This window comes from Rickettsia sp. MEAM1 (Bemisia tabaci), assembly GCF_002285905.1.
GTDB lineage: Bacteria > Pseudomonadota > Alphaproteobacteria > Rickettsiales > Rickettsiaceae > Rickettsia.
Genome location: NZ_CP016305.1, coordinates 1018788 through 1043881 on the forward strand (window position 1 = coordinate 1018788; position 25094 = coordinate 1043881).

Sequence of the window (25094 nt, forward strand, 5' to 3'; positions counted from 1 at the left end):
TCTTGTAGAGTTAAGCCTAAAATTACGTTAGCATCTTCATCAGTATATGACTCTAAATTGCTTAAATCGTGTTTTTTACTTTTCATGTATTAGGAATTAAGAAAAAATAGGGTGCCAGGGGTTAAGCTCCGTTGTTACAATATAACAACCTCCATTATACTTCATGATTTTACTCACTTAGTAATAACAGACCCCTGGCATAAACTTGACTTATAAGTTTTTGACAGATTGGTCTTGCAACAATGGAGCTTAAACATCATTAGCGTTTCATATATTAGTTGAATAATATAAATAGTCAAGAGGTTTTAGTTGTTATATTGATAAAAAATGTAATTTTCAGTTAAGAAGTACTATTTTTTATATTTTTTGGCTGATATTTTGTGGTAAAATTTGATTTTAAATAAATAATAATTTATATTTACATATGTAATCAGAAATAAAAAAATAAAATATGAATAATTCTCATCCTACTACTAAGTCACATTTATTTCATATAGTTGATCCAAGCCCTTGGCCTATTTTAACTTCATTTGCTTTACTTATTTTAGTTGCGGGTGGCGTTTCATTTATGCATAGCTATAAATTTAACCATTACATACTAGCTTTTGGAGTTATTTCAGTAGCTTATTGCTTATATTCTTGGTGGAAAGATGTAATAAAAGAGGGAATAATAGATCATAGTCATACCGAGCCTGTTAGACATGGTCTAAGAATTGGGATGGCTTTATTTATTTTAACTGAAATAATGTTTTTTGGAGTATTTTTTGCATCTTTCTTTAAATCAAGTTTATCACCTGTTGGTCTTTTAGATGGTGTATGGGTAATAAAACAAGGCGTATGGCCGCCACCTAACATTAAAGTTTTTGATCCATTTGATATTCCTTTTATTAATACTTTAATATTGCTTTTATCTGGTACTACTGTTACTTGGGCTCATTATGCTTTAGAAGAACGTAATCAAAAAGATTGTGTAACGGCTCTTGGTCTTACTATAATTCTTGGAATATTCTTCACTTGTATGCAAGCATATGAATATTACCATGCTGGTTTTAAATTTACTGATGGTATATATCCGTCTAATTTTTATTTAGCAACTGGCTTTCATGGTGCACATGTAATTATAGGTACTATATTTTTAATAGTATGCTATTTCAGGGCGAGAAGAGGTGACTTTGCTATTAAAAATAATGGGCATTTAGGATTTGAATTTGCAGCATGGTATTGGCATTTTGTTGATGTAGTATGGTTATTTTTATTTACTTTTGTATATATATTTGGTAGTTAGTCATAGACTATAGACCATAATATGTGATTATAATGTTACTTAAAACAAGTATTTTTGCAATATTTTGGTATATTAATCTAAATTACATATATTTATAGGTTGATTTATATGTAAATAGAATATACATTAATCTTTAAATAACTAATCATAATTGAGGTAAAAAATATGAATTTGCGTAAATTAAATGAAGAATTAATTGATTATAACATGTCGCTACGTCTATTATTTATGGTACTTGGTTTAGCTATTATAACAATGTCCATGGATAGCTTAGCTACTAGTGTTGGCGATCCAGTAGGTGCGGCGTTATGTAATGTGATTCTAATATTTAGAGGTAATACAGCAAGAGGTATAGCTGTTGTTGGTATAATCGTGCTAGGTATTCAAACACTTAGAGGAAAATTGCAATGGGAAGTGGCTTTAGTTATAGTTGCTGCGATCATAATATTATTCAAAGCTCCAGACATAGTATCTATGGTGTCAGGTAGCACTGGTAATGCTAGTTGTGGTACCACCAGCGTTACTTCGTAATTGTTAACATTTAAGTTCTAAAGATAAAGTACTCATAAGATTTGCTCTTATGGGTACTTTATCTTTTTTTAAGATTTAAAAGCTCAAACATTATAAATTCTAGTTTCTATTAAAATAATAAAAACCCTTATCAAAAACACACAAAACCTAGCAAAAATATATAAGTTTACAAAATTTTAGAAATTGAATTCTTGAAATCCTTTAAACCTATATGTATATTTAGGTATTAACTGAATTTAAGTTCTTATGAAATTAGCAAAAATATTAAGTGTCCTTTTATGCTTAGGGCTCATTCTAAACGGATGTAAAAGCAAGAAAAATAGTGATGATTTAGTTACTCCTATTTCTACTCTTTATAATGAGGGCATTACTCTGCTTGAGAAAAAAAAGTATAAAAATGCTGCTGAAGAATTTGGAAAAATATTTTATCAGCATCCAGGTAATGAATTTACGCCGCAAGCAGAGCTAATGCAAGCATACTCATTATTCCTTGCTGCTCAATATGAGGAAGCAGTTGATGTACTTGATATTTTCATTAATCTACATCCTGCAAATGTTGATATTGCTTATGCATATTACCTTAAAGCTCTTTCATATTATATGCTAATTTCTGATGTGAATCATGATCAATCTAGAACTTTCTTGGCTAAAGATAGTTTTGAAGATCTAATTACAAAATTCCCAAACACTAAATACGCTATTGATTCATCTTTAAAAATTGATTTAGTAAATGATCATTTAGCTGGTAAAGAGTTAACAATTGGTAGATTCTATTTAAAGAAAAAGAATCCAATGGCAGCAATTAATCGATTTGAAGAAGTAGTCGAAAATTATCAAACTACCTCTCATTGCGTAGAAGCTTTATATCGTTTGACAGAAAGCTATATGATGCTTGGATTACCGGATGAGGCAATGAAATATGCTTCGGTCCTTGGTCATAACTATCCGGATAGTAAATGGTATAGCTATGCTTATAGACTGGTTAAAGGCTATTAAACAAGTATCAGTATGTTCGAGAGTCTTTCAGTTAGAAACTTTATTCTGATAGACGAGTTAGAAATCGAATTTACTAATGGTTTATGCGTTATTACCGGTGAAACTGGTGCCGGTAAATCTATTTTACTTGATGCTATTTTATTTTGTTTAGGCTATAAAACTTCAAGTGCTGGCATAATAAAGCATGGAAAAGATTATGCAGCTGTTAATATAGTCTTTTCATTAAATGATGAAATAAAAAATTTCCTAACTCAAAATTTTATTGAATTAGAGGAATCGTTACTTATAAAATGCGTCCAAAAAGCAGAGGGACGCAAAAATTTCTTTATCAATAATCAAGTAGTTAATAAAGCTATTATGCAACAATTAGCTACTTATTTATTTGAACTTCACGGGCAAAACAATAATATCTCTCTCTTAGAAATTAATACTCAGCGTGACATTTTAGATAGTTTTGGAGATCTTTTAGAACTTCGTATGCAACTTGCCAAGTGTTATCAAGCGTGGCAGAATATCCGTAATGAAATAGCCGAAATAGCACTTAAACAAAATTCTATAGAACAAGAATTGATTATTTAAACTTCGTAACCGAAGAGCTAACTAAGCTTAATATTCAAATAGGTGAAGAAGAGCAGCTAACAAATATACGAAAAGATTTGCAAAATAAAGATAAGGATTTGCAGCTAATCAAAGATATTCTAGAACAGGTTAATAATCCTGAAATAAATAGCTCAATTAGTAAAGCGGAGAAACTATTAGCAAAGCAAAGCCAAAATGAAGAATTCGTAAATATTTCTACAAATCTCGAAGAAGCTTATAATAATTTAGAAGAGGCAAGACAAAATTTATCGAATCTTCTAGAAAATTTTAACAAGTTAGATTATAAACTTGAAGAAATAGAAGAAAGATTATTTTCAATAAAAGCAATTAGTCGTAAATATAATGTTTCTGCTGACGCACTCAAGACATTTTTAGAGGAATCTTTAAATCAGCTAAATAGCTTGAAAGGGAAAATAGCAAATCAAGCAGAATTGCAAGTGCAAGAAGTAAAGTTAAATACGGAATATTATAAGCTTGGTAAGGATTTATCGGGCAAACGTCTTGCCGCAGCAAAACGTTTAGAAGAAGTGTTGCACCATGAATTAAAGCAGCTGAAAATGGAAAAAGCTACCTTTCATGTTAATATAGCAGAAAGAAAAGAACCAGCAGCATACGGCATAGATGATATAGTTTTTAAAGCTTCCACTAACCCAGGGATGGCTTCGGAGGCAATAAATAAAATAGCTTCGGGTGGTGAATTATCAAGATTTATGCTTGCTTTAAAAACTTCTTTATTTAACAAGATGGTTAAACCTGCTATTATATTCGATGAAATAGATGTTGGGATTGGCGGTGAGGTTGCGGATAAAGTTGGCGAAAGGCTTAAAAAGCTTAGTTCAGCTACGCAAGTGATAGTTATAACGCATCAGCCTCAAGTGGCAGGAAAAGCAGATTTGCATATAAAAATTGAGAAAACGCAGTTAGAAAAAGAAACAAAGGTAACAGTAAAAACTTTAAATTTAGGCGAAAGGCAACAGGAGCTTGCCCGCATGATTTCAGGCAAAACAATTACTGAGGCAAGCTTAAAAGCGGCGAAAGAATTACTGTATTCTTGACAAGCATCATTGGTGTCATCTAATTAGCTTGTACCTAGGTTGTTGTTTGGCTTCTATGTCATTCCCGCGTAGGCGGGAATCCAGAAAAAATGTTAAAACAAAAACATTAATTAATGTATTGGGTATATATATTATGTTCTGATCGGAATGGTACTTTATATATAGGTGTTACTAATAATATACTACGTCGTACTTATGAATATAAGCAAAAAATAATCAAAGGTTTTACAACAAAATATAATGTTATAAAGCTTATTTATACAGAGGAATTTACTAATATTAAAGAAGCACTTGCAAGATAGAAAGCATTAAAAAAGTGGAATTGTAGTTGGAAAATAAAATTAATAGAAAAAATTAATCCTAAATGGGAAGACTTAGGCAAATGTATTTCTGGATTCCCGCCTACGCGGGAATGACATAAAGAACGCTTTCCGATCCAAGTAAGCAAGCCTAAATAACATTATAAAGATATACATATGAACAATTACAAAAAACTAGAAAATGAACTTTCAACTATCTCAAATTTTGAAAATATCTTAAGTATATTATATTGGGATATAGCGGTAAATATGCCTATAGGATCAGGGGAAAGTAGGACAAACGAGATGGTATCTTTAACTTCGCTAGTTCATTCTCTGGTTAAATCCCCGTTGCTTAAAGAGTTAGTTAGCAGAGCCAAAGGAAGAGGCAAAAAATCTTGATGAATGGCAGAATGCTAATATAAGAGAAATTGAGCGGAAGATATTAGATGCAAATTGTATCGATGAGGAGCTACAAAAGAGATTAGTAGCTGCAACTACTAAATCTGAACTTGTTTGGCGAAAAGCGAGAAAGACTAATGATTATAATTTATTTAAGCCTCATTTGCAGAAAGTTTTAGATTATACAAGAGAAGTTGCTAAAGAGTACGTGCAGGTGTATTTAATTGCAGTCCTTACGATGCATTAATTGATATGTATGATCCAAGTAGAACAAGCAGCGAGATTAAAAAAGTTTTTTCATATGTTAAAGAAAATCTTTCTGAGCTTATTGGTAAGGTTTTAGAAAAGCAGAAAAGTCAAAAAGAACTGGTAAAAAGTACTGAATTAAGCCCTGAAATACAAAAAAATATCGGCAAGCGTATAATGGAAATTATGCAGTTTGATGGGAGTAGAGGGCGGCTTGATGAATCTACTCATCCTTTTTGCGGTGGAACACCAAATGATATACGCTTAACTACCAGATATGATAAAGATAATTTCATAAGTGGTTTGATGGGGATTATTCACGAAACCAGACATGCTTTATATGAGCAGAACTTACCAGAAATGTACAAGGGGCAGCCAGTCGGACGTGCTAAAGGCATGGCTTTTCACGAAAGTCAGTCTTTATTTATGGAGATGCAAGTAGGTAGGTCAAGAGAGTTTACGGAGTTTTTAGCAAAATTACTTCGTGATGAATTTAACCTTAAGTTGGAAGAATATTCAGCAGATAATTTATATAGGGCAATTACGAAAGTTAAGCCGGATTTTATCAGAGTTAACGCTGATGAGGTAACTTACCCAATGCATGTAATATTGCGTTTTGAAATAGAAGAATTGCTTATTAGCGGTGAATTAAATCTTGATGAATTGCCAAATTTTTGGGATAGTAAGATGCAGGAATATTTAGGAATAAAACCTAGAAGTTTTAGCGAAGGATGTCTGCAAGATATTCATTGGTCTAGTGGTTGGTTCGGTTATTTTCCTGCTTACACAAATGGTGCAATTATCGCATCAATGATGATGAAGAAAGTAAAAGAGATAAACAAAAACGTAAAAGATGATATTTTAAAAGGTGACTTTAGTAACTTAAATAATTATTTGAATAAAAATTTCAGAAATTTCGGTTCACTAAAAAATTCGCCTGATTTGCTAAAAAGTGCTAGCGGTGAAGAAAATATAAATCCTGAAGTGTTTATTAAGTACTTGGAGAATAAGTATTTGTAATAAATATGTCATACTAGCTAGCTTGATCGCGGTATCTTAATATTACGAATTGTATCTAGAGATACCGCGATCAAGTCGCGGTATGACATCTAATCAAAAAACAAACCAAATAATAATATGGAAGAAAATTTAAAAAAGACAGGTTTTTTATTCGGTGGGAACGCTGTTTTTATTGAAGAACTATATAAACAATATTTAGAAAATCCTGCTTCAGTTGATCAAACTTGGCAAGAGTTTTTTGCGGGCGTTAAGGACAGCAATCAGCTTCTTAATAAAAGTACCGCTAAAGTAATTATAAAAACAGCAGCCACAGAAGAGTCTAAAACTTCAGAAAATTCTACATCCACCCCAAATAATTTTAATGTCGGTGCGATGATAAAAAATTATCGTAAATATGCCCATTATCTTGCAAAGCTAGACCCTCTAGGGCTTGAAGTTACTAAAACTAAAGAGGATTTAAAGCTTGATATAGAGAATTTTGGTTTTACAAATGATCAGCTTAGTAAAGTAATAGAACATAAATTTTTAGAAAAAACATATAATTTAGGTGAGTTAGTTAATTTTCTTGATAAAACTTATGCAGGTTCTATTGGAGTTGAATTTGAGCAGGTAGAAAACGAAGAGGAAAAAAATTGGTTATATTCTAAATTAGAATCAGGTGTTATTTCATTTTCCTCGGAAGAAAAGAAAAATATCCTAAATGACTTAGTGGAAGTAGAAGGATTTGAGCAATATCTACATACAAAATTCCCAGGGGCTAAGCGTTTCTCGGTAGAGGGCGGTGATGCTTCCATAGTTGCCATGAATAAGGCTATTGATTTATCTCTGCATCAAGGTGTGGAAGAGATCGTCATAGGAATGGCTCATCGTGGAAGATTAAACACGCTAACTAAAGTAGTCGGTAAACCTTATAGAGCGGTTATCGCAGGCTTTATAAGTGGTAGCGTATTCCCTGACGAGCTAAATGTTTCAGGTGACGTAAAATATCATTTAGGCTATTCATCGGATAGAAGCATAGGTGATAAGAAGATACATTTGTCGCTAGCTGATAACCCATCACATTTAGAAGCTGTAAACCCAATAGTTGCAGGTAAAGTAAGAGCAAAACAGGATATACTTAAAGATCCTAAACGCAGTAAAGTTAAAGCTATTTTAGTCCATGGTGATGCTGCTTTTTGTGGTCAAGGAGTTGTGGCAGAAAGTTTATCTATGTCACCACTAGCTGCTTATAATATTGGCGGAGTTCTACATTTCGTAATTAACAACCAGCTAGGTTTTACAGCAAATGCAGCAGATACCAGAGCCAGCAGATATTCTACAGAATTTGCAAAAATAATAGCAGCTCCGATTTTACATGTTAATGGTGATGATATAGAAGCAGTATTAAAAGCCACAAATATTGCAGTAGAATATAGGCAAAAATTTGGTAAAGATATTATCGTGGAAATTATTTGCTACCGAAAATATGGGCATAATGAGGGCGATGAGCCGATGTATACACAAGGCAAAATGTATAACATCATCAAGAGTAAGCTAACACCTGGAAATATTTATGCAAATGAGCTAGTGAAAGGTGGCGTAATCGATAATAATTATTTTGCTAAATTAAAAGAACAGTTTAAAGCAAAATTGGATAAGGAATATGAGCAGGCTAAGAATTATAAGCCAGAAGCTCATTTTTTAGGTGGCTTATGGCAAGGTATTACCCGCACTCGCACACAAGCGGCAGTAACTGGGGTAGATAAAAAGACTTTGCAAAATCTAGGGGCTAAGCTATGCGAAATGCCGAAAAATTTTGCCGTTAATCCAAAATTGGTTAAATTATTTGATGCTCGAAAAGCTGCTTTAACAACAGATCAGCCTATTGACTGGGCAACAGCTGAACAGCTCGCTTTTGCAAGCCTGCTTACATCCGGTACTAATATAAGATTAACAGGGCAAGACTGCGGACGTGGCACTTTCTCACATCGTCATTCAGTATTACATAGCCAAGTTGATGATACTACCTATATACCTTTAAATAACTTATCCAAAGAGCAAGCAACATATGAAGTAGCAGATAGTAATTTATCTGAATATGATGTGCTTGGTTTTGAATATGGTTATTCACTCGCAAACCCAAAAAATCTAGTTTTATGGGAAGCTCAATTTGGCGATTTTGCTAACGGAGCTCAGATTATTTTCGATCAATTCATTTCAAGCAGTGAAACAAAATGGCTTCGCATGAGCGGTCTAGTAGTTTTACTACCGCATGGCTTTGAGGGGCAAGGACCGGAACATAGTTCAGCAAGGCTTGAGAGATTCTTGCAGCTAGCAGCTGAGGATAATATGTATGTTACATATCCTACTACGCCTGCTTCAATTTTCCATCTGCTTCGTCGTCAAATAATTGATAACATTAGAAAACCATTGATCGTGATGTCACCGAAATCTTTGTTGCGTCATAAAAATGTGGTTTCTAAACTTGATGAATTAAGTGATAATACTACTTTTATGCCGGTTTTAGATGAAGTCAATAAACTAGAAGCAAGCAATATTACTAAAGTAATTTTATGTAGCGGTAAGGTATATTATGATTTATTCGAAATGCGTGGCAGTAATAGTAATATAGCAATTATTAGGCTTGAACAATTATACCCATTTGAAAAAAAGGTTGTAGTAGAGCTGTTAAAAAAATATAATAAAGCAAGTGAATTTATTTGGTGTCAGGAAGAGCCAATGAATATGGGAGCTTGGAGATATATAACCTCTCACCTAAATAATGCTTTAAAAGAAGCAGGAATTAATAATGAATTCAAATATATAGGTAGAGAAGAATCAGCATCTCCAGCAGTTGGCTCATTACAAGCACATAATAAGCAACAAGAAGAAATACTAAAAAAAGCGTTAAATTAAGAGATAGCTTTGTGTAGACAAGTCATTCGACAAGTAAGATTTGCTTTATGGCTCAAAAAAGCCCATAATGTCATTCCCGCGGAAGCGGGAATCTAGTCAATTATATTGTCATCCCGTGACTTGATCACGGGATCTTGTGCCATAGAATGTGTCCTGAGATACCGCGGTCAAGCCGCGGTATGACAGACTTTTTTCTGGATTCCCGCCTACGCGGGAATGACATGCGAGTTATGCAATAACGCCGGACAAGCCATGGGATGACAGGTGTGAGTTAAGCCACGCACCAAAGTCATAAACTGTATAATAATTTAGGATAAAAATAAGGAAACAAATATGGGTGTTAAAATTATAGTGCCGTCTCTCGGTGAATCGGTAACAGAAGCTACTATTGCCAAATGGTATAAGAAAGAGGGCGATGCTGTTAAAACCGATGAATTATTATTGGAAATTGAAACTGAGAAAGTAACATTAGAAGTTAATTCCCCGTGCAATGGTACTATAGGCAAAATAATAAAAGCTGACGGAGCAAATGTTGCAGTTGGGGAAGAAATAGGCGATATAAATGAGGGGGAAGCTATAGCAACAAATAGTAACGAAGCAGCAAAACCTCAAACAGCTTCCCAGCCTGTTCCAGAAAAAGTACAAGAAAAGCCAGCAGTTGCTAATAATACCCTTGCTCCATCTGTGCAGAAATTAGTTACTGAAAATAAGCTTGATCCAAATAATATAAAAGGGACAGGTAAAGACGGTAGAATTACCAAAGGTGATGTGCTGGAGACTATGAACGCTCCTACTCCTGCCACTACTACTTCTTCAGCTAAAACTAATGAAGAAAGAGTAGAGCGTGTGCGTATGTCACGTTTGCGTAAAACCATTGCACAGCGTTTAAAAGACTCGCAAAATACAGCTGCTATTTTGACTACTTTTAACGAAATTGATATGTCAAAAGTTATAGCTCTGCGTGGTAAGTATAAAGATGAGTTTGAGAAAAAGCACGGCGTAAAGCTTGGCTTTATGTCATTCTTCGTTAGAGCAACTATTGAAGCTTTAAAGCTTATTCCGTCAGTAAATGCTGAGATAGATGGTGATGATTTAGTATATAAAAATTATTACGATATAGGTGTAGCAGTTGGAACAGAGCAAGGTCTTGTCGTACCGGTTGTTAGAAATGCTGACAAAATGGGATTTGCTGATATTGAAAAGACAATAGGGGGACTCGCTAAAAAAGCAAGAGATGGTAAGCTTTCTATGGCTGATTTATCAGGTGGCACATTCTCGATTTCTAATGGTGGTGTATATGGTTCGCTTTTATCTACTCCTATTATTAATCCGCCTCAATCTGGTATTTTAGGACTACATAAAACTGAGGAAAGAGTAGTGGCTATAGATGGTAAAATTGAAATACGTCCGATGATGTATATAGCTCTATCATACGATCACCGCATAATTGATGGAAAGGAAGCTGTTTCATTCTTAGTAAAAATTAAAGAGCTAATAGAAAGTCCTGAAAAGCTACTGCTAAACTTATAGTTTGCTTGGAGTTATAATTAATGATAAAATGTACTCGTCGTATTGAGTTCGATGCAGGGCATAGAATTATCGGTCATAAAAATAAATGTCAATATCTGCACGGTCATCGTTATGTTCTCGAAATAACTATAGCAGCAAAAAATACTGATGAACTTGGTATGGTAGTGGATTTTGGCTTGATTAAAGATTTAGCTAAAGGCTGGATTGATGAGAATTTTGATCACAGCCTAATTTTGCATCAAGATGATAAAGAAATCGGGCAGAAAATTGAAAGTCATACAGGTCAAAAAGTATATTATTTAAAGAATAATCCGACGGCAGAAAATATTGCTCTGCATTTAAAAAATGAGATTTTCCCTAAGCTTTTTGAAAGTCAAAAATTCTTTGTTACTAGCATAAAACTATTCGAGACACCTAATTGCTTTGTTGAGGTCTAAGCATGCAGGATTATGCCTTGATCTTAACTACGACTAATGATTTACAAATTGCTGAAAAAATAGCCTCTCTATTATTAGAGCTAGATCTTGCTGCTTGCATACAAATTGATGATGTGAAAAGTTATTTTAAATGGGCTAATAAAGTGGCTCTAGAAAAAGAATATAGAATTGTGATTAAAGCAAAATCTTCTAATTATAAAAAGATTGAAAATAAAATCCTTGAAGTTCATAATTATGAATTACCGCAAATAATAAAAATAAATATTGACTGCGGTCTTCAAAAATACTTAGAATGGATTAATCAAAATTGTAAATAAACCTATGGTTGAATTAAAATTAAATTAAGTAAGTATATTCGGAGTAAAAAATGAAATTATGGCAAAAAGTTACCTTAGGTCTAATCTTCGGTATTATATTCGGTATTTACCTACCGCAATATGTTGATTATATTAAGCCAGTCGGTGACATATTTTTACGTTTGATAAAAATGATCATTGCACCACTAATTTTCTTTAGCTTGGTTTCAGGCATTACTAGTATGAATGATACTTCTGCACTTGGCAGGGTAGGCATGAAAGCGGTAGTAGCCTTTTTAGGAACTACTTTTTTTGCTACGGTTTTTGGTCTTGCTGTTGCTGCAATATTGAAACCTGGCGTAGGCATGCATATAGATTTTTATCCTTCTGGCTCTAGCAAGGTTGAGAGAACTTCATTTAATATAATAGATTTCTTTGTAAATATAGTACCTGATAATGCTGTTGGTGCTTTTGCAAATGGTGATGTTTTACAAGTAGTATTTTTTGCCGTCTTTGTTGGTATTACCTTAAATAAAATGAAAGCAGCAGCAGAACCTATTACTGATTTAGTACATTTAATGTCAAAATTAGTACTAAAAATGATATCTTTTGTTATTCAATTATCGCCTTATGGTGCTTTTGCTTTAACAGCTTGGATTATAGGTACGCAAGGCATAGAAGTAATGATAAGCCTTTCAAAGCTTGTTATAGCGGTTGTTGTGGCGATGACATTCCAATATCTAGTATTCGGTTTGCTTATATATATATTTTGTCGTGTATCCCCTATACCTTTCTACAAGAAAAGCTTTGAGTATCAGATACTTGCTTTTTCTACCTCAAGTAGCAAAGCAACTCTTTCAACTACTATGCAAGTTTGTCGTGAGAAACTTGGGATCTCAGAGTCTAGTACCTCGTTTGTATTGCCGATAGGTGCTTCAATTAATATGGATGGGTTTGCTATAAATTTATCTCTTACTACTATCTTTTTTGCTCAAATGATGGGCGTAACGCTTGCTCCGCATGATTATTTAGTGATTATTCTAACCTCAACCCTTGGCTCAATTGGTGGGGCTGGTATTCCTGGAGCTTCGTTAATAATGCTGCCTATGGTGCTTTCATCTGTACATTTACCGATTGAGGGTGTAGCAATTATTGCCGGAATAGATAGAATTCTTGATATGTTACGCACTACCATTAATATAACAGGTGATGCAACAATTACTATGCTTGTTGATAATAGCGAGGGGACGTTAGATAAAGAGGTTTACTTGTCATAAATTTAGCTCAATTCTAATGCCGCCTCTTCTAAAGTTTTTAGTTGATCACGAAGTTTTGCTGCTTGTTCAAATTCAAGGTTGCTTGCAGCTTTAAGCATTTCTTTTCTTAGTTTATCGATATGAGCTTTTAGCTTAGGTGGATTTTCAAATAAATTATGGGTTTGTTTTTTATCAAGCTTACTATCTACTTTCTCAAGCTCTGCTAAAGCATGGATAGTGCGGTTGATGGTTTTTGGAATTATGCCGTATTTTTCGTTATGTTCTTGCTGAATAGTCCGTCTACGCATCGTTTCGCTAATAGCTTTGTCGATAGACTTAGTCATTTTATCGGCATAGAGAATAACTCTTCCCTCGCTATTTCTTGCAGCTCTACCGATCGTTTGTATCAGCGATACTTCCGAACGCAAAAACCCTTCTTTGTCAGCATCAAGTATGGCAACTAAACCGCATTCGGGAATGTCTAAACCCTCACGTAGCAAGTTAATTCCGACCAGAATATCAATTGTTCCTTGTCTTAAATCCCTTAATATTTCTATACGCTCTAATGTATGAACGTTAGAATGCAAATAAGAAGTTTTATATTTAAGCTCCTGTAAATAATTAGTTAAATCTTCTGCCATTTTTTTGGTAAGAGTTGTAACTAATACACGGAAGCCTTTGGCAATCGTGCTTTGAATTTCACCCACTAAATCCTCAACTTGATTAGTAGCAGGCTTAATAATACATTCTGGATCAAGCAGCCCAGTAGGTCTAATTATTAACTCTACAACTTCGCCGCCAGTTTCATTTAACTCAAAAAGTGATGGCGTTGCTGATACGAAAACAGTTTGCGGTCTAAACTTCTCCCATTCTTCAAATTTTAGTGGTCTGTTATCAAGAGCGGATGGTAGACGAAAACCATGCTCTACCAGCACTTCTTTTCTTGCTCTATCACCATTATACATAGCTCTAATTTGCGGTACAGATACGTGGCTTTCATCAACAAATAATAACGCATCTTTAGGTAAATATTCGAACAAAGTTGGCGGTGGCTCTCCGGCTTTGCGACCTGTAAAGAATCGAGAGTAATTTTCTATACCTTTACAGCTGCCTGTTTCGGTTAGCATTTCCAGATCGTATTGAGTGCGTTGATTGATCCTTTGTGTTTCTAGTAATTTGTCTTGAGATTTTAAGAATACGATACGTTTTTGCAATTCCTCTTCAATTTCCGATATTGCTTTATTTACTGTTTCTTTCGGCATTACGAAGTGAGAATTACCATATATTATAGCTTTATCAAGTTTAGCAAGCTTTTCACCAGTTAGCGGATCGAATTCGTGAATATACTCGAGTTCATTACCAAAAAATGATAAACGCCAAGCCTTATCGCTATAATGTGACGGAAAAACATCAACATTATCACCCTTAACCCGAAAGCAACCACGTTCAAAACCAATATCATTACGCTCATATTGTAAATTCACTAAATCATTAAGTAGCTTATCACGAGGGTAGCTTTTACCAGGCTCTAAATTGACTGTCATTTGATAGTATAAATCAGGGGAGCCAAGACCATAAATGCAAGAAACAGAGGACACGACTATAACATCACGGCGCTCTAATAACGATCTTGTAGCTGAGTGCCTCATTAAGTCAATCTGCTCGTTAATTGAGGAGTCTTTTTCTATAAAAACATCGGTTTTCGGAATATAAGCTTCTGGTTGGTAATAATCATAATATGAGACAAAATATTCAACTGCATTTTTCGGAAAAATCGATTTCATTTCGGAATAGATTTGTGCTGCTAGTGTTTTATTATGTGCCATAATAAGCGTCGGTCGGTTGGTTCTTTCTATGATATTTGCCATAGTAAAGGTTTTACCTGAGCCTGTAATACCAAGCAACATCTGAGAACGTTTTTTGTTGTTTAAGCCTTTGATAATTTCATCAATTGCTTTTGGCTGGTCACCCGCTGGTTTATAATCTGATATAATAGAAAAGTTACTCATCGCTTTTTTCTTGCTTTAATAATTATAGTTTAAGATAATATATTAAAATTAAATAAAAGAGTACAACATTATGAATAAAGCTATATTACACGCTATTATTATTTATACCCTTGCTGGTTGCCCTTATTGTATGAAAGCTAAAGCACTACTTGATAAAAAAGAAGTTGCTTATGAAGAAATCGAAGTTCAAAACTCTCAAGATCCAAACGTAGAAGTATTAAGAAAGAAGTTAAATAATCCTGATAGATTAACATTTCCGCAGATATTTATAGATAATATGCATATAGGTGGTTGTGATGATTTATACGATCTTGACAAAGAGGGAAGATTAGATAAGTTGCTAGAAGGACAGCCGAAAGTAAATTCAGCTGCTGTTGGGGCTTAAAACCTATTGTCATTGCGAGGAGAGGCGTAGCGTCGACTCTACTGCACCGATCATTTATGTCATTCCCGCGTAGGCAGGAATCCAGAAAAAAATAAAACTATAGCAATAAGAATGTATTGGGTATATATATTGTGCTCCGATCGCAATGGTACTTTATATATTGGTGTTACTAATAATATATTGCGTCGTGCTTATGAACATAAGCAACAAGTGATTAAAGGATTTACATCAAAATATAATATTATAAAACTTGTTTATACAGAAGAATTTGCTGACATCAAAGAAGCTCTTGCTAGAGAAAAAGCTTTAAAAAAATGGAATCGTAGTTGGAAAATAAAATTGATAGAAAGTATTAATCCTAAATGGAACGATTTAGGCGAATGTATTTCTGGATTCCCGACTACGCGGGAATGACATAAAAGTCATGAAACACTGCTGGACAAGCTCGCGGGATGACAAACTAATCCACGTAACAATACATCAAACAATGCCTAATCAACATAAAAATTTATTCTATTCACTTCTGCCTTATTTATGGTCGAGGGATTTTAACATACGCTTGCGGATTGTTACTTCACTTATTTGTTTGTTGCTTGCTAAAGTAATAAATATTTTCGTACCTATAGTTTATAAATACGTAATAGATGGCTTAAATAAAAACCTAGCTCTTTCGGTCACTATTGGTATGATTATGGTATATGGTGGGACTAAAATATTTGTTCAGATATTTAATGAGTTACGTAATATTATTTTCTCAAAAGTCGGGCATCAGGCGACTAGGCTTATTGCTCTGAACGTCTTTAAGCATATGCATAATTTAAGCATGCGTTTTCATATTACACGAAAAACCGGCGGCTTAAGTAGGTCAATAGAGCGTGGCACTAAAGGCATAGAAGCGGTGTTGCGTTATTCATTATTTAATATTCTTCCGACAAGTGTAGAAATCATACTTGTAAGCGGGATATTATGGTATGTATATGGCATTTGGTTTTCTTTCACTATTTTAGTAACCATGTCAATTTACGTTCTTTACACTTTCCTAATTAGTACTTGGCGGATTTCGTTTGCACGAGAGATGAATCAAAGCGACAATACCGCAAATAATAGGGCAATCGATAGCTTGCTGAATTTTGAGACTGTTAAATATTTTAGTAATGAGGAATATGAAGCCTCTAAATTTAATGAAGCACTACAAATTTATGAAAAATCAGCCACAAAAACGACCAATAGTTTGTCGATTTTAAACATAGGGCAGGATGTTATAATATCCCTTGGGCTTGTCGCTCTTATGATACTTTCGGCGACTAAAATAAATCAAGGTAAAATGACTGTTGGCGATTTAATCATGGTTAATACTTATCTTTTCCAGCTGTCAATCCCGCTTTCAATACTCGGATTTGCTTATAGGGAAATTAAGAATGCCCTAGTTGGTATGGAAGATATGTTTAATCTTTTAGACATACTAGAAGAAGTAGAGGATGCTAAAGAGCTTACTATATCAAAAGGCGAAGTCGCTTTTAAAGAGGTGAATTTTGCTTATAATCAAGAACGCCCGATTTTGCATAATATCAGCTTTACTATAGATAGTGGTAAGACGCTTGCCATAGTAGGCAGTAGCGGGGCAGGTAAATCGACTATCTCACGTTTGCTTTTCAGGTTTTACGATATTAATAGTGGCACTATTACTATAGACGGGCAGGATATAAGAGGGGTTACACAAAGCTCGCTTCGCAAATCTATTGGAATCGTGCCGCAAGATACTGTCTTGTTCAATGATACGATATATTACAATATCGCTTATGGTGATAATTCGGCTAGCTATGATGAGGTTATAGCTGCTTCGAAGAATGCCCATATTCATGAGTTTATTACTAGCCTGCCGGAGGGGTATGAGACTCAAGTAGGTGAGCGGGGTTTAAAGCTTTCGGGTGGTGAGAAGCAACGCATCGCTATAGCTAGGACGTTACTCAAAAATCCATCAATATATGTATTTGATGAAGCCACAAGCTCACTTGATACTAAAACTGAGAAGCTAATTCAGGCAAGTCTTAAAGAAATATCAGAGCATTATACCACCTTAATTATTGCTCACAGATTATCAACAATAATCGACGCTGATGAGATTATTGTTTTAGATAATGGCTATATAGTTGAACGAGGCAACCATAAAACCTTGCTGAAACAAAAAGGCTATTACGCAGAACTTTGGTATAAACAGCAGGAAGAAGAGCTGAATAATAACTAATACTGTCATCCCGTGATGGCATTGTTTGCGTGGATCGAAAAACGCCCTCGGTGTCATCCCGTGGCTTGACCACGGGATCCAGTATAAAGCGAGATAAATCGAGCTTTTTTTATTTGTATTTTTTATTATTTTACTGGACCCCGTGGACAAGCCGGTCTTGTTGCATGGCTTTGATGTCATTCCCGCGAAAGCGGGAATCCAGGAAAAAAAGTCTAAATACAGCAATTTTTTAGAATATAAAAGCTCGACTTATCTCGCTTTATGCTGGATTCCCGCTTTCGCGGGAATGACATCTAGGACGTTTTGATCCACGCAGGTAAAGCCTCACGCAGGAATGACATAAAGGGTGCAACAACCTAGTTCCCAAGCCACAGTATGACAGAAGCAGAAATAACATTTAACCTATAAATTTATTGACTTTTTAGTAGTCATATATAGAATCGTAACTGGAATAGTTAATGCTATTCTGGGATGTAGAAGTCCTTAACGTAGATGGTTAGCATTATCCATTTAAAAATGCTCCTTAACTTTATGGTTGGGGAGATGATAGCATATGTTCAGGGTTTAAAGTGTATACTTTAAACCTAAAAGCTATTATAGCTGTTTCTACGACAGTTCTTCTAACTCCCCAACCACCTAAGGTTTTCTTTGGTGGTTTTAATTAATCGGGAGTCATCAAATGTCAAATCAAAATAAAAAAACCATCAACAATATTACGTTAGATCTCGTTGAAAAAGAGATAAATACTCTCAAAGACGAAGTTGCATATTTATTAGAAAACCCCGCAACAGAAGAAGATATTGAAAGAATAGAACAACGTTTAGAGGAACTTGAAAAAATGCTTTATAATGTTGTATAGTTATTGTTATGTCATCCTTGCTTAAGGTTTGTTGCTTGGATCGAGGGGCGTCATTGCGAGCGACTGTAAGGAGCGTGGCAATCCAGAAAAAATAATAAAAATGCTAAAAGTTAGCATTTTTCAACTGGATTGCTTCGTCAAAACTTTCAGTTTTTCCTCGCAATGACGACTCTCGATCCATGTGGAAAATCTTACAAATCCTTATAATGACGTATTTTTATATAGGCTATTATTTTGTCCCGTAAAACTAAGCAATTCCCTATTACAATAATCAGCGGTATAATATTATACTTTGCTATTCCTCCTACTTCCTTGCTTGAAAAGGTAAGTTTCTCGCAAAGAGTATTCGATAGAAATGGTGAGTTAATGCGTATCTCGCTTTCTAAAGATGATAAATATCGGATATTTACTCCGCTTGATGAAGTACCGCAAAGCTTTATAGAAGCAGTTTTATTATATGAGGATAAGCATTTTTATAAACATTTCGGTATTAATCCCAGCTCTTTAATCAAAGCTTTTTACTCTACTTATCTAAAAAATAATCGTAAAATAGGCGGCTCTACTATAACAATGCAGGTAGCTCGTCTAAAATATGGGATAAATTCCTCTACTATTTTTGGTAAAATTTATCAAATTATCAAAGCTATTCACATAGAGTTACATTATTCAAAAGATGAGATTTTAACGGCTTATCTAAACTTAGTACCTTATGGTGGTAATATTGAAGGTATAGCGGCAAGTAGCTATATTTATTTTAATCGTGACCTAAAAAGTTTAAACTTAATTGATATATTAAGTTTAGCTATTATCCCGCAAAATCCGCTGAAACGAGGTGGTAATAATCTAAATATTTTAGAGATGCGAAAATATTTATTTACTAAATGGCTAGAAACTCATCCGCAAGATATTATTTATAAAGAATTGATAAATTTACCGATTAAGTTTAGTCAAAGTAAAAACCTACCTTTTATTGCACCACATTTTACTTTAGATATATTAGCAGACAATAATAGTCCAATAATTTATACTACTATTGATAAAAGCCTACAGACTATTTTAGAAAAGCAGGTGCAGCTATATGTTAATGATCAGAAAAAATACGGCATAAATAATGCTGCTGTTATGCTTGTTGATTTTACCACAATGGAGGTGCTTGCAAGTGTTGGTTCTAGCAATTTTTTTAATAACGATATTTGCGGGCAGATTAATGGTGTTAAAAGCTCTCGGTCTCCTGGCTCTAGCTTAAAGCCTTTTGTATATGCACTTAGTTTTGATCAATCATTAATACATCCATTAACCTTGCTAAAAGATACTCCTACTTACTATGATAATTATAAACCAGAAAATTTTGATAGTAGATTTGCTGGGGGTTTAAGTGCTAAAGAGTCATTAATAAAAAGCCGTAATGTACCCGTTATATTCCTGGCATCTAAATTAAAGAATCCGAATTTTTATGAATTCTTACAACAAACTAAAATCAGTAACTTACGAAAGCCTGAAACTTATGGCTTGTCTATAGTACTTGGCACTGTAGAAGTTACGCTTGAAGAACTTACTACTCTTTATGCTATGCTTGCTAATTTGGGTGTTTACGAGCTGGTTAGGAAAGTGCTAGATTTGAATGACATAGAAGAGAGTCATCCAAATCTACTTTCACCTGAAGCAAGTTACTTAATACTCGATATTATCAAAGATACTACAAGACCGCTTAATTATAATACAAAAATAAATATACCAGTTTATTGGAAAACGGGAACTTCTAGCTCATTTAGAGATGGGGTTAGTGTTGGAATATTTGGGAAATATGTACTTGCTGTTTGGGTTGGAGATTTTAAAGGGCAAACTCATGGATCATTTACTGGTAATGGTTCTGCTGCACCTTTATTTTTTAATATTATAGAATCAATAATTGATCCAAATAAAGACAAAGATTTAATTGCTGCCAAGGTAGATGATTTAAATATTACTAAGGTAAAAGTTTGTGCTGATACAGGTGATCTTGATAATGATATGTGTCCGGTAAAAACCGAGACCTTATTTATTAAAGGTAAATCGCCAATAAAACAATCAGGCATTTATAGAAAAATGTTGATAGATTTAAAAACTGGTATGCCGGCTTGTAATTTTATCGAAGGACAGACAGAATATAAAATCGTAAATTTATGGCCAACTGATGTATTATCGGTTTACCAAAAAGCTGGTATACATATATTACCAAAGCCTGTGCCAGCGAATTATTGTAATAGTTTGATAAATTGGTATCATCAGAAACCTAAAATTACGCATCCGTTAAAAAATTCCATATACTCAATCAAAAATAGTGATAATATAATTTTAAACGCAATTGGTGATAATAAAACTAATAATATTTTCTGGTTTGTTAATAATGAACTAATAGCAGTTGCTGAGCCAAATGAAGCAGTAAAGTGGAGAGCAAAAATTGGCGAGTTTGTTATTAGAGCCATTAATGATAGTGGTCAAAGCGATAGCGTAAAAATTTATATCAAATATTAAATGGTAACTTCAATGTCGAAAACAATAGAAGTCATAATAAAAAGCGAAAGTGAGGATGAAGAAGAGTATTTTGAACCTTTATCAGATGATGTTCATAATTTTAATTTTTTAAAAGAACAAGCTTTAAAACTTCTTCCTGAAGTTAATTATTTACTTAAAAAAGCAGATAAAGAAAATGTTATAGTAATAGGACCGTCTGATAGTGGTAGGGTTGATGTTTTAAAAACTTTAACTAATGAAAATTCTGAACAATTCAGTTCGCAATATGCATCAAACATAAATTTACCAAGAGGTTTAAAAATTAATGATAAAGTACTTTGGGAATGTTCTAATAAAATAAAGACTAATACAACTGATAAAGAATCTATCCTTCAAGCACTAGTTAATAGATTCTTTTTGAAAAATATATTACAAAATTCAGATAAAGTAGGATTTATTGTAGTGGTACCACAAAAAACAACAGTTAATGAAACTGTTGAGAACTTTACTGCAATTATAGACGATTTTATAGACATGTTCCCTGAAGCAAATCATGAAAATTTAAAAGAAAATGTTACATTCGTAGTAACAAAATTTAATAAAAATACCCAAGAATCATTTGTACAATTATTAAAAAATCAAGAAGTCATATTAGAATATTTTCCGCAATTATTTGAAGATTTATATTATTTATATGCTTCTAACACACCAAATGAAGAGGTCACTTTAAAACTAGAAAATATTAATACGAGTGAGAAAAAAATAAATATAAAGAAATTAAATTCACTTTTTTCAATAGATCATTATAATGCAGCTCATTTAGAATTAGTACAAAGCTTATATGATAGTAGAGAGTCAAATATATCTAAAATATATGATGTTATTCGATTAATTTTTACGGAAAAAGGCTTTAATATATATAAAACGCTTAATTGCTCAAAATTTTGTGATCTGTTTAATTATAATAATTTTATTCAACCATTTTCCAAAAAATTAAATTATCCAGCTTTGGAAACAAATCCATCTCATTTTCTAGGATTACAGCAATTATTTGAACTTGAAGAAGTTTTAAATCAACAAGATAATGATAAACTACCGACAGGGCTTAAAGTTTTAAGTATTTTAAAAAAATTTGTTAATGATAAAGCAATACATGATAAAATGGAGGATTATTATTATGTATTAGATCAGCAAATTAGAGAAGTACTATTTTTCCAAGAAGCATTAAATTCTAATAAATCTTATAAATTAGAAATCTGTAAGTCATTTATAAATGATAATTATCTTTCTTCCATAAAAAATATTCAGCCTCAAGATAATAAACCTATAGAATATTATAGAGAAGCCATAAAATGGCTGAATAGATATAATGAACCTAAAGAAATTGAAAAAATTAAAGCTACATGTTACTTAAAAATCGCTAATCTTCTTAGTAAAGCAGAAAATTATGAGGAAGCATTAGTTAATTATCATTATGCTCTTAAATATAATGAGAATTGTAAAACAATATATAACGAAATGGCTGATATATTATATAAATTAGGAAAAAAACAAGCAGCTGTTGAATTTTATAAACCCAATAACAAGTTTTTTCACATATTAAAAACCTTAGATAGTATTTCAAATGATGATATTGATAATGTAACCCCGTATCGTCAAAAAGGAGATTATCTAATTTCTCAAAAACAAGATGAAGAGGCTGCATATCAATATATTTTAGCCATGAGCGTAGAGTCTACGCCTTGTAAAAAACAGAATATGTTATTTAAGGTAGTAAGTGCCTTAGAGGGAACTTTAAGTGTCGAACCAAATCCTACATGTATTTCTGTAGATATGAAAGAAAAATATATGACAGAAGTAATAGGTAAGTATCCTGAAATAATATAGTATAGTAAACTGATTGAGGGTGTCAGGAAGTTTGTGTAAGTTGTAAAAATAGTTAAGAATAAAAATAACATAAACAACTTACATGGAGCTAATATGAAGAACAATAACAAAGTATCAAATCCAGCTATAGAAAAATTAGTATCAGAAATACTATCACAAAGTGATCCATCTGAAATATTTGGTAAAGAAGGGATATTTCAGGGAATTAAAAAGCAGATAGTAAATAAGATTTTAGAGAAAGAAATGGAATCTCATATAGGTTATGAGAAACATTCTAAAAATGAGAAATACTCAGATAACAGACGTAATGGTAATTATGAAAAGACTCTAATAGATCCAGAAGGTCGTAAATTGACAGTAGAAGTGCCAAGGGATCGGGATGGAGAATTTGAACCTCAACTAATTCCAAAAGGAGTGCGTAAATTTGAAGGATTTGATGATAAAGTAATATCCTTATATGCTCGGGGAATGACCATTAGGGAAATACAAGGGCACTTAGAAGAACTATATGCCACCAAGGTATCATCTGAGTTAATATCAAAGGTAACTGATGGTATTTTAGAGGAAGTAACTGCTTGGCAGAATAGAGCACTTGATAATGTATATCCTATAATGTACTTAGATTGTATTCATGTTAAGGCAAGAGATAATCATGTAATAATAAATAAAGCGGTTTATCTAGCTATTGGAGTGAATATGGAGGGCAAGAAAGAGCTATTAGGAATTTGGATAGGCAAGAATGAAGGGTGTAAATTTTGGATGCAGGTAGTAACAGAACTGAAGAATCGAGGAGTTGCACAAATATATGTTGCATGTGTTGATGGTCTTAAGGGTTTTCCAGAGGCGATAAATAGCATTTTTCCAAAGACGATAGTGCAGTTGTGTATTGTTCATATGGTAAGAAATTCTGTAAAATACGTATCATACAAAGATCTAAAAGCGGTAACAGCTGATTTAAAAGCAGTTTATTCTGCAATAAATGAAGCAGAGGGATTAAGAGAATTACAAAACTTTGCCAAAAAATGGGATGAAAAATATCCAGTTATTTTTGACATATGGCAACGAAATTGGTCTGGCATAGCTCCATTTTTTAGCTTTCCGGAAGACATTAGGAAGGCGATTTACACTACTAATGCTATTGAATCCACTAACCGTCAAATTCGTAAAATTATTAAAAATAAAGGAGTATTTCCAGATGACAAATCGATTCAGAAAATAATCTTTTTGGCGTTGACAAATGCCTCTAAAAAATGGACAATGCCTATTAAGAATTGGGCGATGGCTTTAAATCAATTTGCTATACTTTGTGATACTAATTTACAAAATTGGGCAAATGGAGAAATCGTACTTACACAAAAAATCTGACAGACCCAACTGATTTGAACGCATGTAGCAGGTTGCTCGTCGTCTCGCCTATTATTATAGGCTCTACCCTCACGCCTGTCACAAAATTCAACTGAGTTTACTATATGTACGCAGCTAGTATAAGCTTCAAGATCGATTCCTCTTTTCCAAATAAAACTTCATTACCAATTTAGAATAAGATTCTACAAAAAATCTTATTCTAAACAATGCGTTATATTTATTATATTTTGTTATTAGCTTCCTTAGATTCTGCTTCTTGTTGTAATTTATACTCTGCTGCTTTTTCTTCTACATAGCTAAAAAAGAAATAACAGAAAGTTAAAAAACTGGTTAAAATTATTGCAAAAGTTAATAATATTAGTTTAAGCTCTTTTTTTGAATTTTCAGACTTTAATCGTTTTTCTTCTTCTTCATCAAACTGATACTCAGACGTTAAAATTTGCTCTTCTTCTGTATTGTTCATATGCTAATCCTTTAGTAATTTAGTTTAAACGATCATGAAAAAGCTATAGCAAGAATTAAAATAAGTCAACAATTTTAATTTTCGGTTGTATTTCTACCTAAGAATATAGCTCTCTCAATTTGTCTACGTTTAACAAGACCTTTCAATTTTTTACCTTTAACATGAATCCATTTAAGGAATTCATCGGCAGCTTCTAGGTGCTTATTTTGGTTGAGTTTTTTAAGCAATGTAGAATTTTTAAATGCTGTGCTACCACAATTGAAGATGAAAGAAATTAATGCTACTTGTTGATTAATGTTTAAAGAACTGTGGCAGTATTTATATAAAACACAATTTACTTCTGCTATATCTGCATTAAGTAATTTTTCAGCATCTTCTAGGGTTATTTTATTATCTAAATATGACATTTCATGAGGTTTTATTACATGACCATAACCAATTGTTTTAAGTCCTGCTTGGCAATAATAAGGAGTGAGTTGTAGAGATTCAAATTGTTTAATGTCCCCATTCGGGGATCAAAAATCCCTCGCCTTTAGGCGA

Annotated in this window: 18 protein-coding genes and 3 pseudogenes; 18 read left to right on the plus strand and 3 right to left on the minus strand. The window is 33.2% G+C overall.

Going from position 1 to position 25094, the window contains the following annotated elements; translation table 11 throughout:
- Positions 1–451 precede the first annotated feature (451 nt).
- The 11 genes and pseudogenes from BA173_RS05440 (at position 452) to BA173_RS05490 (ending at position 12869) form a co-directional block, all read left to right on the plus strand.
- Positions 452–1285 carry a cytochrome c oxidase subunit 3 gene (locus tag BA173_RS05440; RefSeq protein ID WP_016948459.1) on the plus strand — a complete coding sequence of 278 codons (834 nt, stop codon included), beginning with the start codon at positions 452–454 and terminating at the stop codon, positions 1283–1285.
- A 165-nt stretch (positions 1286–1450) separates the two neighbouring features.
- The gene (locus BA173_RS05445; protein WP_016948458.1) at positions 1451–1816 is read left to right on the plus strand and encodes a TrbC/VirB2 family protein; all 366 of its coding nucleotides are present in this window, start codon (positions 1451–1453) and stop codon (positions 1814–1816) included.
- Positions 1817–2062: 246 nt separating this feature from the next.
- Positions 2063–2812, plus strand: a complete 750-nt coding sequence (locus BA173_RS05450) for an outer membrane protein assembly factor BamD (protein ID WP_068041236.1) — start codon at positions 2063–2065, stop codon at positions 2810–2812.
- A gap of 12 nt (positions 2813–2824) precedes the next feature.
- Positions 2825–4467, plus strand: a pseudogene (gene recN, locus BA173_RS05455) (DNA repair protein RecN).
- A gap of 113 nt (positions 4468–4580) precedes the next feature.
- Positions 4581–4883: pseudogene (locus tag BA173_RS05460) on the plus strand (GIY-YIG nuclease family protein).
- A 60-nt stretch (positions 4884–4943) separates the two neighbouring features.
- Positions 4944–6434: pseudogene (locus BA173_RS05465) on the plus strand (carboxypeptidase M32).
- 117 nt (positions 6435–6551) lie between these two features.
- Positions 6552–9329: a 2-oxoglutarate dehydrogenase E1 component gene (locus BA173_RS05470; protein WP_068041234.1), complete on the plus strand. Its 2778-nt coding sequence runs from the start codon at positions 6552–6554 to the stop codon at positions 9327–9329.
- A gap of 333 nt (positions 9330–9662) precedes the next feature.
- On the plus strand, positions 9663–10859 hold the full coding sequence (odhB, locus tag BA173_RS05475; protein WP_016948499.1) for a 2-oxoglutarate dehydrogenase complex dihydrolipoyllysine-residue succinyltransferase: 1197 nt from the start codon (positions 9663–9665) through the stop codon (positions 10857–10859).
- Positions 10860–10879: 20 nt separating this feature from the next.
- Entirely contained in the window at positions 10880–11296 is a 417-nt protein-coding gene (locus tag BA173_RS05480; protein WP_016948500.1) for a 6-pyruvoyl trahydropterin synthase family protein, read from the plus strand.
- A 2-nt stretch (positions 11297–11298) separates the two neighbouring features.
- Entirely contained in the window at positions 11299–11613 is a 315-nt protein-coding gene (gene cutA / locus BA173_RS05485; RefSeq protein WP_016948501.1) for a divalent-cation tolerance protein CutA, read from the plus strand.
- A gap of 50 nt (positions 11614–11663) precedes the next feature.
- The gene (locus tag BA173_RS05490; protein ID WP_016948502.1) at positions 11664–12869 is read left to right on the plus strand and encodes a dicarboxylate/amino acid:cation symporter; all 1206 of its coding nucleotides are present in this window, start codon (positions 11664–11666) and stop codon (positions 12867–12869) included.
- A 2-nt stretch (positions 12870–12871) separates the two neighbouring features.
- Here the strand turns inward: BA173_RS05490 and uvrB are convergent, their stop codons facing one another.
- The gene (gene uvrB, locus BA173_RS05495) at positions 12872–14857 is read right to left on the minus strand and encodes an excinuclease ABC subunit UvrB (RefSeq protein ID WP_016948503.1); all 1986 of its coding nucleotides are present in this window, start codon (positions 14855–14857) and stop codon (positions 12872–12874) included.
- Positions 14858–14927: 70 nt separating this feature from the next.
- On the opposite strand from uvrB, the gene grxC reads away from it, so the two are divergent.
- The 7 genes from grxC (at position 14928) to BA173_RS05545 (ending at position 24091) form a co-directional block, all read left to right on the plus strand.
- A complete protein-coding gene (grxC, locus tag BA173_RS05500) occupies positions 14928–15242 on the plus strand; it encodes a glutaredoxin 3 (protein ID WP_016948504.1) in 315 nt (104 codons plus the stop codon).
- A gap of 111 nt (positions 15243–15353) precedes the next feature.
- The gene (locus BA173_RS05505) at positions 15354–15656 is read left to right on the plus strand and encodes a GIY-YIG nuclease family protein (RefSeq protein WP_068041232.1); all 303 of its coding nucleotides are present in this window, start codon (positions 15354–15356) and stop codon (positions 15654–15656) included.
- A gap of 73 nt (positions 15657–15729) precedes the next feature.
- Positions 15730–17487, plus strand: a complete 1758-nt coding sequence (locus BA173_RS05510; RefSeq protein ID WP_068041231.1) for an ABCB family ABC transporter ATP-binding protein/permease — start codon at positions 15730–15732, stop codon at positions 17485–17487.
- A gap of 679 nt (positions 17488–18166) precedes the next feature.
- Positions 18167–18346, plus strand: a complete 180-nt coding sequence (locus tag BA173_RS05520; protein WP_016948359.1) for a hypothetical protein — start codon at positions 18167–18169, stop codon at positions 18344–18346.
- Between the two features lie 234 nt (positions 18347–18580).
- Positions 18581–20860: a penicillin-binding protein 1C gene (gene pbpC, locus BA173_RS05525; protein ID WP_068041229.1), complete on the plus strand. Its 2280-nt coding sequence runs from the start codon at positions 18581–18583 to the stop codon at positions 20858–20860.
- 12 nt (positions 20861–20872) lie between these two features.
- Positions 20873–22726 (plus strand): tetratricopeptide repeat protein, encoded by a 1854-nt coding sequence (locus BA173_RS08570; RefSeq protein ID WP_232505913.1) that lies wholly within the window; start codon positions 20873–20875, stop codon positions 22724–22726.
- Between the two features lie 93 nt (positions 22727–22819).
- Entirely contained in the window at positions 22820–24091 is a 1272-nt protein-coding gene (locus BA173_RS05545) for an IS256 family transposase (RefSeq protein ID WP_068042377.1), read from the plus strand.
- 220 nt (positions 24092–24311) lie between these two features.
- Here BA173_RS05545 and BA173_RS05550 read toward each other — a convergent pair whose 3' ends face one another.
- Complete coding sequence (locus BA173_RS05550) at positions 24312–24554, minus strand: hypothetical protein (protein ID WP_016948363.1); 243 nt, start codon at positions 24552–24554, stop codon at positions 24312–24314.
- 74 nt (positions 24555–24628) lie between these two features.
- Positions 24629–25054 (minus strand): lysozyme, encoded by a 426-nt coding sequence (locus BA173_RS05555; protein WP_068791176.1) that lies wholly within the window; start codon positions 25052–25054, stop codon positions 24629–24631.
- Between the last annotated feature and the right edge of the window lie 40 nt (positions 25055–25094).